The sequence below is a fragment of the Xenorhabdus anantnagensis genome (assembly GCF_028598555.1).
Lineage (GTDB): Bacteria > Pseudomonadota > Gammaproteobacteria > Enterobacterales > Enterobacteriaceae > Xenorhabdus > Xenorhabdus anantnagensis.
The window spans coordinates 125,952-139,325 of record NZ_JAQRFN010000005.1; the positions used below are offsets into that span (position 1 = coordinate 125,952).

General features: G+C 41.9%; 13 protein-coding genes and 2 tRNA genes. 11 read left to right on the forward strand and 4 right to left on the reverse strand.

Annotation, left to right across the window (positions count from 1 at the left end; all coding sequences use genetic code 11):
• Positions 1-17: 17 nt before the first annotated feature.
• From tolB to aroG, 7 genes are all read left to right on the forward strand, one after another.
• Entirely contained in the window at positions 18-1,316 is a 1,299-nt protein-coding gene (gene tolB, locus PSI14_RS05915) for a Tol-Pal system beta propeller repeat protein TolB (protein ID WP_273575053.1), read from the forward strand.
• 42 nt (positions 1,317-1,358) lie between these two features.
• Positions 1,359-1,865: a peptidoglycan-associated lipoprotein Pal gene (gene pal, locus PSI14_RS05920; RefSeq protein ID WP_273556338.1), complete on the forward strand. Its 507-nt coding sequence runs from the start codon at positions 1,359-1,361 to the stop codon at positions 1,863-1,865.
• Between the two features lie 9 nt (positions 1,866-1,874).
• On the forward strand, positions 1,875-2,651 hold the full coding sequence (cpoB, locus tag PSI14_RS05925; protein WP_273574958.1) for a cell division protein CpoB: 777 nt from the start codon (positions 1,875-1,877) through the stop codon (positions 2,649-2,651).
• Positions 2,652-2,806: 155 nt separating this feature from the next.
• Positions 2,807-2,882 (forward strand) — tRNA-Lys (locus tag PSI14_RS05930).
• Between the two features lie 31 nt (positions 2,883-2,913).
• A tRNA-Lys gene (locus PSI14_RS05935) sits at positions 2,914-2,989 on the forward strand.
• Between the two features lie 280 nt (positions 2,990-3,269).
• Positions 3,270-3,995, forward strand: a complete 726-nt coding sequence (gene pnuC, locus PSI14_RS05940) for a nicotinamide riboside transporter PnuC (RefSeq protein WP_273574959.1) — start codon at positions 3,270-3,272, stop codon at positions 3,993-3,995.
• 246 nt (positions 3,996-4,241) lie between these two features.
• Positions 4,242-5,294, forward strand: coding sequence for a 3-deoxy-7-phosphoheptulonate synthase AroG (gene aroG / locus PSI14_RS05945; RefSeq protein ID WP_273574961.1), 1,053 nt, complete (start codon positions 4,242-4,244; stop codon positions 5,292-5,294).
• A 75-nt stretch (positions 5,295-5,369) separates the two neighbouring features.
• On the opposite strand, the gene gpmA is transcribed toward aroG, so the two are convergent.
• From gpmA to modE, 4 genes are all read right to left on the reverse strand, one after another.
• Entirely contained in the window at positions 5,370-6,122 is a 753-nt protein-coding gene (gene gpmA / locus PSI14_RS05950) for a 2,3-diphosphoglycerate-dependent phosphoglycerate mutase (protein WP_273574963.1), read from the reverse strand.
• Between the two features lie 235 nt (positions 6,123-6,357).
• Entirely contained in the window at positions 6,358-7,215 is an 858-nt protein-coding gene (locus PSI14_RS05955) for a CPBP family intramembrane glutamic endopeptidase (RefSeq protein ID WP_273574965.1), read from the reverse strand.
• 211 nt (positions 7,216-7,426) lie between these two features.
• Positions 7,427-8,911, reverse strand: a complete 1,485-nt coding sequence (modF, locus tag PSI14_RS05960; RefSeq protein ID WP_273574967.1) for a molybdate ABC transporter ATP-binding protein ModF — start codon at positions 8,909-8,911, stop codon at positions 7,427-7,429.
• A 270-nt stretch (positions 8,912-9,181) separates the two neighbouring features.
• The gene (modE, locus tag PSI14_RS05965; RefSeq protein WP_273574969.1) at positions 9,182-9,973 is read right to left on the reverse strand and encodes a molybdenum-dependent transcriptional regulator; all 792 of its coding nucleotides are present in this window, start codon (positions 9,971-9,973) and stop codon (positions 9,182-9,184) included.
• Between the two features lie 175 nt (positions 9,974-10,148).
• Between modE and PSI14_RS05970 the strand changes: the two genes are divergently transcribed.
• From PSI14_RS05970 to modC, 4 genes are all read left to right on the forward strand, one after another.
• Positions 10,149-10,304, forward strand: coding sequence for an AcrZ family multidrug efflux pump-associated protein (locus PSI14_RS05970; RefSeq protein ID WP_273574971.1), 156 nt, complete (start codon positions 10,149-10,151; stop codon positions 10,302-10,304).
• A gap of 428 nt (positions 10,305-10,732) precedes the next feature.
• Positions 10,733-11,503 carry a molybdate ABC transporter substrate-binding protein gene (gene modA / locus PSI14_RS05975; RefSeq protein ID WP_273574972.1) on the forward strand — a complete coding sequence of 257 codons (771 nt, stop codon included), beginning with the start codon at positions 10,733-10,735 and terminating at the stop codon, positions 11,501-11,503.
• A 17-nt stretch (positions 11,504-11,520) separates the two neighbouring features.
• Positions 11,521-12,213, forward strand: coding sequence for a molybdate ABC transporter permease subunit (modB, locus tag PSI14_RS05980; protein WP_273575054.1), 693 nt, complete (start codon positions 11,521-11,523; stop codon positions 12,211-12,213).
• Positions 12,207-13,271 (forward strand): molybdenum ABC transporter ATP-binding protein ModC, encoded by a 1,065-nt coding sequence (gene modC / locus PSI14_RS05985; protein WP_273575055.1) that lies wholly within the window; start codon positions 12,207-12,209, stop codon positions 13,269-13,271. The genes modB and modC overlap by 7 nt, the downstream gene beginning before the upstream one ends.
• Positions 13,272-13,374 lie beyond the last annotated feature (103 nt).

Genomic DNA, 13,374 nt, shown 5'->3' on the forward strand with positions numbered 1-13,374 from the left:
AGCAAACTTTTGAACAAATGTTTAAACAGAAGTTTAGAATAATATTGGGCTTTCTAATGATGTGGGCTGCGCTTGCTCATGCAGAAGTTCGTATTGAAATTACACAAGGTGTTGATTCTGCTCGTCCTATTGGGATTGTCCCATTTAAATGGTCTGGTGCAGGAGATGCCCCTGAAAATATTAGTTCAATTATTGCTGCGGATTTAAGAAACAGTGGGAAATTTAATCCGATTGATCCAAATCGTATGCCGCAACAACCGACGATTGCCTCAGAGGTAACACCTGCTGCTTGGTCTGCGCTTGGAATTGACTCTGTGGTTGTCGGGCATATTCAGCCAAGTGCAGATGGTAAATTTCTTGTTTCTTATCAGCTTGTTGATGTTGCTGGTGCACCGGGAACTGTATTGGAACAAAATCAGTTCACAATTGAGAGAAAATGGTTGCGCTTTGCAGCACACACAGTCAGTGATCAGGTTTTTGAAAAACTGACAGGTATTAAAGGTGCATTTCGTACCCGTATAGCTTATGTCGTCAAAAACAGCAATGAGGGTAAATTCCCATATGAGCTGTATGTTTCTGATTATGATGGTTATAACCAAACTCGAGTACATCGCTCACCGGAACCACTAATGTCACCTGCATGGTCTCCAGATGCTTCCAAACTTGCCTATGTGACATTTGAAGGTGGTCGCTCTGCGTTGATTATTCAGACTTTGGCAACAAGTGCTGTACGTCAGGTAGCTTCATTCCCTCGCCATAACGGGGCACCTGCATTTTCTCCTGATGGGACTAAACTTGCTTTTGCATTATCTAAAACAGGTAGTTTGAATCTTTACGTGATGGATTTAGCTTCTGGTCAAATCCGTCAGGTCACCGATGGCCGCAGTAATAATACTGAGCCAAGTTGGATGCCGGATAACCAGACATTGGTTTATACCTCAGATCAGGGCGGTCGTCCGCAGTTGTACAAAATTGATATTAATGGCGGTGCTCCACAACGCCTCACTTGGGAAGGATCACAGAACCAAGATGCAGATGTTAGCCCTGACGGTAGTTTTGTCGTGATGGTTAGCTCGGCAAGTGGCAGTCAGCATATCGCCAAACAAGATCTGGCAACGGGATCTGTCCAAATTTTGACGGATACGTTTCTAGATGAAACGCCGAGTATCGCACCTAATGGCACTATGGTGATTTATAGCTCCACTCAAGGGTGGGGAACTGTATTGCAGCTAGTTTCGACTGATGGGCGTTTCAAAGCGCGTCTTCCGGCTACCAATGGACAGGTGAAATCTCCTGCCTGGTCGCCGTATCTGTGATGCATAATAATATGTATGGCAAACTATAAAAGGATCAAAGAGATGCAACTGAACAAAGTGCTAAAAGGGCTGATGTTAGCTTTACCAATCATGGCCGTAGCAGCGTGTAGTACTAACAAAAATGGCAACAATGATCAGTCTGGTGTAGGCACTGTTGATAATTCTTCTAAATCAACAGGTCTGTCTGCTGAAGAATTAGCACGTCAGCAGATGCAAGAGCTGCAGAACAAAAGCATCGTATACTTCGGTTTCGATAAGTATGATATCAATAGCGAATTTGCTCAGATGTTGGATGCACACGCTGCATTCCTGCGTACTAACCCATCTGTTAAAGTGACTATCGAAGGTCACGCAGACGAGCGCGGTACTCCAGAGTACAATATCGCTCTGGGTGAGCGTCGTGCGAACGCAGTGAAAATGTATCTGCAAGGCAAAGGCGTTTCTGCTGATCAGCTCGCTATCGTTTCTTACGGTAAAGAAAAACCGGCTGTACTTGGCCATGACGAAGCAGCGTACTCTAAAAACCGTCGCGCTGTAATCGTATACTAAGAGTAATGCATGAACAGTAACTTCAGACGTTATATGTTGGGTCTGTCGTTATTGGTTGGCGTAGCGGCTCCTTGGGTCGCTACTGCCCGAGCGCCAATCAGTAATGTCGGCTCAGGCTCCACCGATGAGCGCCTCTCCCAGTTAGAGCGTATTTCTGACGCTCACAGTCAATTATTAACCCAACTCCAGCAACAGCTTTCTGATTCACAACGCGATATTGATATGCTCCGTGGTCAAATTCAGGAGAATCAGTATCAATTAAATCAGATCGTTGAGCGTCAAAAAGATCTTTATTTGCAGTTAGATAAAATCACTAATCCATCAAGTGCAGAAAGTTCAGACTCGGAAAATCGTAATGCTGCGCCTTCGGCACAAGGTGATAATAGGCAATCCGCCACATCTGCGAGTACGGGAAGTGAAAAGGGTGATTACGATGCTGCCATTTCTTTGGCTATCAACACCAAAGAATATGATAAAGCGATTTTGGCATTTCAAAACTTTGTCAAAATCTATCCTAAGTCTAAGTATTCATCGAATGCTAATTATTGGTTAGGACAATTGAATTACAACAAAGGCAAAAAAGACGATGCAGCTTATTATTTTGCCACTGTTGTGAAAGATTATCCTAAATCGTCAAAAAGCAGTGACTCCCTGTATAAAGTTGGTTTGATCATGCAGGAAAAGGGACAAAAGGCTAAAGCGAAAGCTGTTTATCAGCAGGTGGTTAAGCAATATCCAGGTACTAATGCAGCAAAAATGGCCGAGAAAAAGCTTCCTGGGATGTAATAATTATCCCTGAAAGATCAAATATCGGTCTTTTGGGGATATTTGTCTGATTAATAGACATTTAAACGGTTTTTCTAAAATAAATGTTGCGCCCTGCTGAGAAATCAGTAATATATGCCGCCGTTGGCAAGGATAACTGCCAAACAGATTTAGATGGGTCGTTAGCTCAGTCGGTAGAGCAGTTGACTTTTAATCAATTGGTCGCAGGTTCGAATCCTGCACGACCCACCATTTAAATCCTCAATTCATGCACTCCTTAGATGGGTCGTTAGCTCAGTCGGTAGAGCAGTTGACTTTTAATCAATTGGTCGCAGGTTCGAATCCTGCACGACCCACCATCTAAATTTTCCATTTATGCACTCCCTAGATTGGTTGTTAGCTCAGCCAGTAGAATTTTGACTTTTAACCAATTGGTCACAGGTTCGAGCCGAGCGAAGCGAGACAACGATGCAGCAGCATCGGCCTAAAAACTTTAAAATACTTAAAGACTTTTTTATTTAAATTGGCTATCGTGTTTAGTATGTAAAACCAAAAAGAGCAAAATAACCTATTTGTCTCGTAATTTCACGTTTGTTATATAGATATACTAAACATTATTTATGGTAAGGATAAGAAAGCATGGATTTTTTCAATATCAATAACATATTAGTACATATACCATTAGGAACAGACGGTTATAACCTTTCATATATTGAAGCGATTGGTACGATAGCAGGGTTGTTATGTATTTGGCTCGCCAGTCAGGAGAAAATCATTAATTACCTATTTGGGCTAATTAATGTTTCACTGTTCGCTGTTATCTTCTTCCAAATTCAACTCTACGCCAGCCTCATTCTGCAAATCTTTTTCTTCGCGGCCAATATTTATGGCTGGTATGCATGGAGCCGGATGAATGAGCAAAAACAAGTAGAGCTTAAAATTCGTTGGCTTAATCCTAAGCAGATGGCTATTGTTGCCGCGATTTCAATTCTTGCCATATTGATCATGACATTCAATATCAATCAAATATTTGGTTATATGGCAAAAGTGGTAGTGCTTGTTCTACAGGGAATGGAGTCTAATATCACTATGCCTGAGCTACAGCCAGATGCTTTCCCATTCTGGGATTCAGTGATGACGGTATTATCCATAGTGGCTATGATTCTGATGACTCGTAAGCATATAGAAAATTGGCTGATTTGGGTCATCATCAATGTTATTAGCGTAGTGATTTATTATTATCAAGGTGTTCTGGCGATGTCGTTGCAATATATTATTTTGACAGGTATCGCACTAAATGGTGCTCGCCTCTGGATCAAAGCAGCTAAACATAACGAACAACAAGCAAAAGAAAATATAAATTAAAACTGATCATCGGCCATAGGTAATTAACTTATCTATGGCCTGTTATTTGGTATCTTTGCTGCAAAGTATTTTTTTCTTGTCAGTCTATTTATTTGAATTAACATCATTTTTACGTTCAATGACTTTTTCTATCAAAAAAGTACCCTATTTTTACTCACAAAGATTATTTACAGCACAACGCCTAACAGTTAGATTGAGATCACAAAATTATTTCAAATAACTGTGAACACATTAGGTGAAAGGACAATGAATTACCAGAATGACGATATAAGAATAAGAAAAATAACGGAATTACTGCCACCAGTTGCATTACTCGAAAAATTTCCTGCGACAGAAGACAGTGCTATTACTGTTCACAAGGCACGTGAATCTATTCATAATATTTTAATTGGTGAAGATGATCGTCTATTGGTAGTGATTGGCCCATGTTCAATTCATGATCCGCAAGCGGCATTAGAATATGCAGGGCGCTTGAATAAATTACGTGAAGAACTGAAAGATGATTTGGAAATCATCATGCGGGTTTACTTTGAAAAGCCCCGCACAACCATAGGCTGGAAAGGACTGATTAACGATCCAAACATGGATTGCAGTTTTGATATCAATGATGGATTACGTACTGCTCGTAATCTATTGCTTGATATTAATAATATGGGGCTGCCTGCTGCTGGCGAGTTCCTTGATATGATTAGCCCCCAATATTTAGCAGATCTCATGAGCTGGGGCGCGATAGGAGCACGTACAACAGAATCTCAGGTTCATCGCGAATTAGCATCAGGGCTGTCTTGTCCGGTTGGATTCAAAAATGGCACGGATGGAACAATTAAAGTCGCCATTGATGCCATCAATTCAGCCAGCTCATCACACTGTTTCTTGTCTGTCACGAAGTGGGGTCACTCTGCGATTGTTAATACGACAGGTAACCACGATTGCCATATTATTCTGCGTGGCGGCAAAGAACCTAATTATAGCGCCAAACATGTCAGTGAGGTTAAAGAAGAGCTAGGAAAAGCTGGCTTGGCTCCTCGCGTGATGATTGACTTTAGCCATGCAAATAGTGCGAAACAGTTTAAAAGACAAATGGATGTAGGTGTGGATGTCTGTGGTCAGATTGCAGGCGGCGAAAATGCGATCATTGGTGTTATGGTTGAAAGCCACTTAGTTGAAGGGAATCAAAATCTGGAGAGTCATAAGCCTTTGGTTTATGGCCAGAGTGTGACAGATGCTTGTATTGGTTGGGAAGATACAGAAACCTTACTGCGTCAGTTATCTCAGGCTATCAAGAGCCGCAGAAGCTAATTTATTGTAAGAACATCATAAAAAAGCCGGAAATCAATCCGGCTTTTAACATTTCTTTTGCGTGATCTTTGAGGATTACTTCGCTTTACCCTGATTTGCAACTGCTGCCGCTTTTGCTGCGATTTCATCAGCGTTGCCCAGGTAATAGTGTTTGATAGGTTTCATGTTCTCATCAAACTCGTAAACCAGTGGTACAGCAGTTGGAATATTCAGCTCAAGAATTGCTTCTTCGCTCATATTATCCAGATACTTCACCAATGCACGCAGAGAGTTACCATGAGCAGCGATGATAACTTTTTCACCTTTTTCTACGCGTGGCTTGATAACGTCTTCCCAATAAGGAATAACACGCTCAATAGTCTTTGCAAGGCTTTCAGTTACTGGGAGTTCTTCAGGTTTCAGATTTGCGTAACGAGGATCGTGGCCTGGATAACGCTCATCATCTTGGGTCAAATCAGGAGGAGTAATCGCGAAGCCACGGCGCCACAATTTAACTTGATCATCACCGTATTTAGCTGCGGTTTCTGCTTTGTCCAGACCTTGTAATGCGCCGTAGTGACGTTCATTCAGTTTCCAGCTTTTTTCAACAGGCAGCCATTGCTGATCGACCTGGTCCAGAATATTCCACAAAGTGTGAATGGCACGTTTTAAAACGGAAGTGTAGGCAAAATCAAAAGTGAAGCCTTCTTCTTTCAGCAGTTGACCAGCTTGTTGTGCTTCAATGCGGCCTTTGTCAGACAATTCAACGTCAGTCCAGCCAGTAAAACGGTTCTCTTTGTTCCACTCACTTTCTCCGTGCCTTACAAGAACCAGTTTAGTTACAGCCATAGCTTAAACTCCTATCAGTACTTTTTAATACGAAATGAAAAGATCGCTGCGGGCATTATATGGCGCGATAGACCAAAACGGCAAACAATAGTCTCGTATCACCTGTTTTAAATCATGTTTGTTGATAATTACGGCGATCACATATTTGATGAGGAGAAAGGAATGGAAGGCCGTGTTTGATCTGAACTGTATCCCGGTAATAGAGGGTGACAATTCAGATCAAATAAAATTTAGTTTAGTGTATGACTACTGATTTTATTGGGTAGGTGAAAAACAGCAGGTGCATCAGATTGAGTGAAAAATGGAAAGCAACAGCCACCCATAAACGACCACTCCACATCCATGTCACACCATAAATTAACCCTGCCAGTGTGGCGAAAATCATCAGTAAACCACCACCAGCAAAATGGGCTAAGCCAAAAATCAGAGAGGTAATGACAAGAGCTAAGTAAGGGTTCATCCATTGACTTAACTTCTGCTGAATATAGCCACGAAACAGCGCTTCTTCAGCCAAAGAGACAAAGAAAATATTAGCGATGACAAAAGCAGGGAACCAATTAGGTAAATGAAGTTCAACCGATAATCCGCCTAATGCTGTTGCAAGCCATAATAATGCCGGGATGGTTGCGATCAACAGTGCCCATCCATGAGGAGGTGCCTCAACCAAAGGTTTTCGGGTGAACAGAGTAGGCATACAAAATATTAGGACAAATGGCAGCAGTGCCTTATCAAAGTTGAAATACATTGAAAAAGGTGCGCTGAGCGGGCCAGCCTGTACTTTGTCCAGATATTTGAGGTTATGAAATCCTGGAATGTAATGCATAAACAGCAAAATACCGCCAGTAAGCAATAACAACTCGATAATAATTTTGAGGACAAAATATTTTTTGCTGTTTTTTTTACAGTCGCTATTTTTTTTACAATAAATGTGTGCCGCGCCTAATAGAGTCATCACTGTCAGCGTGATGATAGCAGGATAAGTAAGTATGTTAGTGCTGATCCCAGCAATGATAGCGAAGAGTGCAATGAAAAAAGCAATTTTCTGGCGACTATCTAAAAGAGCCAATGAAGCGGCAAGTAATGCCCAAGCCATATAATTCCCTATTATCTTTAAAAAAACCAATGGAATAGTCTAAAAATAGGCGGTGATTTTATAGTAATGGTTAAAAAATTCAAAAATAATAATAAAAAATATCAAAAAAATATTACTTGATTTTAAAAAGAGTGATTGAGTAGAGCGATAACACCGGATTCCCCTCTATCAAGAGAGGAATCACAGCAATGTAGAGGGCGAGGAAAGGAGACTACAGCGATTCCAGAGAAACACTCTCAGTTTCATATCGATAAATATTACCATCAGGAATAAATCGCAGGCGATGAGTAATACACTTCGGCGCATCTTCCTGATGATGGGAAACAAACAGAAGCTGCGTATCGCCATTAGAAATCATAATATCAATGAAACGCAGAACTAACTGGCGGTTTAAGGGATCAAGCCCCTGCAAAGGTTCATCCAGAATCAATAATGCGGGATGTTTCACTAGAGCGCGGGCAATTAAAACGAGCCGTTGTTGCCCCCATGACAAACTATGAAAAGGGCTAATTGCTGTTGAAGCAGATAATCCCAATAAGTTCAGCCATTCATCAGCTAACTGTTGCTGACGATCTGAAACAGCCTGATAAAGTCCGATTGAATCGAAGAAACCTGAAAGGATGACATTTCGAACGCTGGTACTGACACGATACTCAAGATGAACACTATTACTGACATAACCAATGTGACGTTTAATGTCCCAAATCGTTTCTCCACTTCCCCGTTGACGGCCAAATAATATTAATTCATTGCTATAACCTTGGGGATGATCGCCTGTAATCAGATTAAGGAGTGTCGATTTTCCAGCACCATTTTCACCGATGACCTGCCAGTGTTCATTAGGATTCACTTGCCAACTTAAGCCGTGCAAAATAGGTTTGTCATTGTATTGAACAATAACATTATGCATTGACACCAATGATTGATCTGTCGGGAGTTGCTCGTCAGCCCGGTATTCATCTGTTTCGGGAAGATAAATATTTTTCAGTTCCTCACTGTGCGCCAACTGTGCCACGAGAGATTCTGCCAAAATATGCTCTTTTTTCCCGGTCAACGTCAGGTGGCAATCTGCCAGTACACCGATTTGTTCGACAAAATCAGGAATTTCATGAAATCGGGTCAAAACCAAAACTAAAGTAAGGCTTTTTGCAGCCAGAGAGTTCAATAACTGGGCAAGTTGATCTCGTGCATAAGCATCCAGTCCATCAAAAGGTTCATCAAGGATAAGCAGGTCAGGATTTACCATCAATGCCTGACACAGCAGAACCTTACGAACTTCCCCCGTTGAGAGATACTTGAATCGTCGCGAGAGCAAATCCTTAATACCAAAATACTCGCTTAATTCAAGGCACAATTCATTGTCTTTATGATGAAGTTGAATGATGTCTGCGGCCGTGCGTCCGGTATCCTCTTCTCCTTCACTGAGTAAATCTGTGTTATTGCGTTGCCATTCTTCATCAATCAGTTTTTGCAATTGTTCAAATGATAGACGTATTGGTGTATGAAACGAACAATGACGTTCACCTGCCAGTTGAATTAACTCATCCGACAGAGCACGGGCTAACGAAGATTTTCCACTACCATTTGCGCCAACAAAAGCCCAATTTTCCTCAGAAATAATTTTCAGTGACGGTAGCCGTAGGGTACGGGTGTCACTTAAACGGAAACTACCTTGCGTTATTTGCAATTCAGACATTCTTCTTCCTTTTTAAGCAACATCAACTAAAGGGTCATCAGAAATAAGCGGAATAATGTTCAATGTCAATGCGTAGCTGTCTGTTATTCATTGAAGGTTAATAATTTTTGAAATCGATTGGGAATAGTTTTAGCGGGACGCCATATTGCAGAACAATTGCAGAACATAAGAAGAATATGAGGAAGAAGCGGGGAAACCAGGGCATCCCCCTGACAAGCAGGTTTACAGGGGGGAGCACCGTTAGTATGGGATAGTATAGGAACTTAGCACTTAGCACAGAGTGGCAATAATCACTTTATCAGCATTGAAAAGAGCAGTGACAGAATCATGGGGCTGGAGCTGTAAACGCGACACTTCTTGATTAGATAACGTCACGCAAAGGGATTCACTGCCATCAAGTGTCAGAATAATTTCACTGAATTCTACTCCTGCTTCAATATGGCTAATTTGGTAGGGTAGGGCATTATCGAATGAAGCAGCAGGGGCATGATCTTTAGTTAAGGTTATCCACGGAGCTTTAATCAACACCAGAACTTCTTTCCCTTTTACTAAATTCAGTCGATTTGCACTTTGTTCTGTTAAAGCCGCAGAGATTGATGTTTTACCATCAGCCAGCAGAACACGCACATTTTGTTGAATATTCTCGTGGTTACGTTCAATAATCGTACCGAAGAATTGATTTCGGGCACTGGTTTGTAGCGAAAAGCGAGATATAGCGGCGAGTAAGCTGTCCAAGGGTAGAGAATCCTCTTTCAGGGCATCAAACGCTTTTTGTTGAATTTTTTCCAACAGATCATAAAGCTGCAACAGGCGCTCACCATAATGCGTAAGTTGAGCACCGCCGCCGCCTTTTCCACCTGTGGCGCGTTCCACCAATACTTCATCTGCGAGCTGATTCATTTCATTGATGGCATCCCAGGCACTTTTATAGCTGATTCCAGCCTGTTTTGCTCCCTGACTGATAGAACCCGTGATTTTAATCTGTTTAAGCAACTCTATTCGTCGGGGATCAGCGAACAGACGTTGTTGCAATTTCAGTGTTAACAATATTTGGGCTTGCATAGTGATTCATTTCGGGCAAATATTTGAGAGTTTTTACAACAGAACCATAAGAATCGCACGTTTCGTCGGTTACTGTTACTTTTTTATTGTCTAGAATAGCTAGATTAACGTCTGTGTCATATCAGAATCAGATATGACACAGTTAATTTGTTAGTCATTCAGGAATGAGGTTAGCATGTTTGAATTGCTTAAAAGTATGGGATTTTCACTGATTATGGTTCCCGTAGTAATGGCTGCTATTTTGGCGTTGATTTACGCGTTGGGAGGATTGTTTAATATTATTTCCAAAAGTGAAACAAAAGGTAGTGAAACAAAAGGTATTGAACAGTAGTTTTGGTCTAATTCTATTTCTATCTGGTTTCTCCTTCATAGGCCTGTACATTCCGGAACCAGACCGCTGACAAACCCCGTTTGAAACAACAGGGTTTGTTTTTTCATTATACTATCCCGGCAAGAATCTACCCTTTGTCCCTACAGCATTAGATCCATTTGGCTCATCTCTTTCCCCAGCCAAATCACCGCCACCAGAATTGAGATACAAAACAAGGCAAAATCAGCGAAATTGAAGCGTTGATTGTCATTATTGCTGCTGGTTATTACTGATATTTTTACGCCTTGCACTGCAACCTTTACATTGAATTAATATAAAAGCTAAAACTGGCTCACAACTTGCCGATTAATCTAGGAATAGCATTTTCATTTAACGTTGTATCTTGTTATATACAACGCACCATATTGATTATCTTAGGTGAATGTAAAATGAAAAAGAAAGTTTATCAGTTGCTGACAGGGGCTGTGATCTCTTTTGCGCTTATTGGAAACGCCTGGGCGGCAGATAAAGTGACGGTTTTTGCGGCGGCTTCATTAACTAATGCACTTGCTGATATTGCGGCACAGTACAAAAAAGAGAAACAGGGCGATATCGTTGTCTCCTATGCTTCATCTTCGACGCTGGCACGTCAGATAGAGCAGGGAGCACCTGCGGATATTTTTATTTCTGCCGATCAACAATGGATGAATTATGCTACTGATAAACAATTAATTGCTGAGAATACCCGTCATACCTTATTGGGTAACCAGCTTGTCCTGATTGCTCTCAAAGAGAGCAAATTAGACAAAATTGATATCAACCGAGAAACAAAATGGAAAACTTTGCTGGCGGGAGGGCGTTTAGCGGTTGGCGATCCTGATCATGTGCCAGTTGGCATTTATGCCAAAGAATCGCTGCAATATTTGAATGCATGGGATACGGTCAATCCACTGATGGCACGTACTAACAATGTACGTAGTGGTATGGCGCTGGTGGAACGAGCGGAAGCCCCGCTGGGTATTGTTTATGGCTCTGATGCCGTTGCCAGCAATAAGGTGAAAGTTGTGGGTGTTTTCCCACCTGAAAGCCATAAACCGGTGGAATATCCGGTTGCAATAATCAAAGGCCATGAAAAACAGGCTGTTCGTAATTTTTATGATTATCTTAAAACTCCTGAAACCGCAGCAATTTTTAAACGCTACGGTTTTAGTCCACTGTAGGAACTGATCTTTTGGAGATGTTAAGTGAATATGAATGGCAGGCAATTTTACTGAGTTTAAAAATTTCAGGGATTGCTGTGTTATTCAGTTTACCATGCGGGATCTTAATGGCATGGATGCTGGCTCGTTGCCAGTTTTTTGGGAAGTCCCTGTTTGACAGCATTATCCATTTGCCACTGGTATTACCGCCAGTGGTGGTGGGATATCTGTTACTTATCAGCATGGGACGCCGTGGAGTAATTGGTGAATTCCTTTATGACTGGTTTGGTGTCAGTTTTGTATTTAATTGGACAGGAGCTGCGTTAGCTTCGGCTGTAGTGGCTTTTCCGCTGATGGTCAGAGCCATTCGGTTATCGCTGGAGAGCATAGATCGGCGCTTGGAACAGGCTGCTCGAACTTTGGGGGCGAGTTCGCTTAAAGTCTTTTTCACTATAACCCTGCCGCTGTCATTACCCGGTATCATTGTTGGTGCGGTATTGGCATTCGCCCGATCGTTGGGGGAATTTGGGGCAACCATTACCTTTGTTTCGAATATACCGGGGGAAACCCGCACTATTCCCCTTGCTATGTATACCTTGATAGAAACGCCTGGTGCGGAAACAGCCGCAGGCCGTCTGTGCATCATTGCAATAGCATTGGCACTGATTTCATTAATGCTTTCCGAATGGCTGACACGTTGGGGGAGAAAACGTTTGGGGGCAGCATGTTAGAACTGGATTTTGAGCAGCATTTGGGAGAGCTGCACATGCAGGTTGATACTACGTTGCCAACAGAAAGCATTACCGCCATATTTGGGCTTTCAGGGGCAGGAAAAACCTCATTGATCAACGTCATTGCGGGATTGAGTCGCCCACAAAAAGGTCGCATTGTTTTAAACGGCTCCACTTTAGTGGATACAGAACAAAATATCTTTCTGCCACCAGAAAAGCGCCGAATTGGTTATGTTTTTCAGGATGCACGCCTTTTCCCACATTATCGTGTGAAGGGAAACCTACAATACGGTATGGCACCAGAGATGAAACCGCAGTTTGACAGCATCATTGGTTTATTGGGGATTGAACATTTACTGTCACGTTTTCCCATCACATTATCTGGTGGAGAAAAACAACGGGTAGCGATTGGTCGTGCATTGCTGACTGCACCTGAAATCTTGCTGATGGATGAGCCATTGGCATCATTAGATTTACCACGTAAGCGTGAGTTATTACCCTATCTCGAAAAATTGTCCGAAGATGTCAAAATCCCGATCCTGTATGTCAGCCATAGTTTGGATGAAATTTTACGCTTGGCAGATAATGTCATTGTCATGGACAAAGGAAAAATCAGGGCGACAGGGACTTTGGAAGACGTTTGGTCGAGCAGTGCACTGCGTCCGTGGCTGCAAAAAGAGAGCCTTGGCAGCATACTGAAAGTATCGGTTATGGAACACCATCAGCGTTATCAAATGACCGCAGTAGCAGTGGCTGACAAAATTCTTTGGCTACCACAAACTAATACCTCTCCGGGAACTGATTTGCATATCCGCATTGATGCATCAGACGTTTCTTTAGTTTTGGAGCCTCCAAAAGCCAGTAGCATCCGTAATACTTTACAAGTAAAAGTCATTGAGTTTTATGAAGAAGATGGTCAGGTTGATGTCAAATTGGCACTGAGTGAACATAGCCTATGGGCGAGAATTACATCTTGGGCACGGGAAGAGCTTAATCTGCGGACAGGGCAGTGGCTGTACGCACAGATAAAGAGTATTTCCTTAAATCGTCACTTATGAATTATGAATATGCAGAAAGCCATATCAATAGAGAGCTATATCAATAGAGATCTATATAAACATGAAACTATATTTATAGGCGATTATGCATATAGGGAGTTAT

What these genes read in the sequence shown, in the direction of transcription:
- PSI14_RS05955 (WP_273574965.1), bottom strand. Translation starts at nt 7,215, where the DNA reads ATGGCTTGGGCATTACTTGCCGCTTCATTGGCTCTTTTAGATAGTCGC.
- cpoB (WP_273574958.1), top strand. Translation starts at nt 1,875, where the DNA reads ATGAACAGTAACTTCAGACGTTATATGTTGGGTCTGTCGTTATTGGTT.
- modF (WP_273574967.1), bottom strand. Translation starts at nt 8,911, where the DNA reads ATGTCTGAATTGCAAATAACGCAAGGTAGTTTCCGTTTAAGTGACACC.
- pnuC (WP_273574959.1), top strand. Translation starts at nt 3,270, where the DNA reads ATGGATTTTTTCAATATCAATAACATATTAGTACATATACCATTAGGA.
- tolB (WP_273575053.1), top strand. Translation starts at nt 18, where the DNA reads ATGTTTAAACAGAAGTTTAGAATAATATTGGGCTTTCTAATGATGTGG.
- gpmA (WP_273574963.1), bottom strand. Translation starts at nt 6,122, where the DNA reads ATGGCTGTAACTAAACTGGTTCTTGTAAGGCACGGAGAAAGTGAGTGG.
- pal (WP_273556338.1), top strand. Translation starts at nt 1,359, where the DNA reads ATGCAACTGAACAAAGTGCTAAAAGGGCTGATGTTAGCTTTACCAATC.
- aroG (WP_273574961.1), top strand. Translation starts at nt 4,242, where the DNA reads ATGAATTACCAGAATGACGATATAAGAATAAGAAAAATAACGGAATTA.
- modE (WP_273574969.1), bottom strand. Translation starts at nt 9,973, where the DNA reads ATGCAAGCCCAAATATTGTTAACACTGAAATTGCAACAACGTCTGTTC.
- modA (WP_273574972.1), top strand. Translation starts at nt 10,733, where the DNA reads ATGAAAAAGAAAGTTTATCAGTTGCTGACAGGGGCTGTGATCTCTTTT.
- modB (WP_273575054.1), top strand. Translation starts at nt 11,521, where the DNA reads ATGTTAAGTGAATATGAATGGCAGGCAATTTTACTGAGTTTAAAAATT.
- modC (WP_273575055.1), top strand. Translation starts at nt 12,207, where the DNA reads ATGTTAGAACTGGATTTTGAGCAGCATTTGGGAGAGCTGCACATGCAG.
- PSI14_RS05970 (WP_273574971.1), top strand. Translation starts at nt 10,149, where the DNA reads ATGTTTGAATTGCTTAAAAGTATGGGATTTTCACTGATTATGGTTCCC.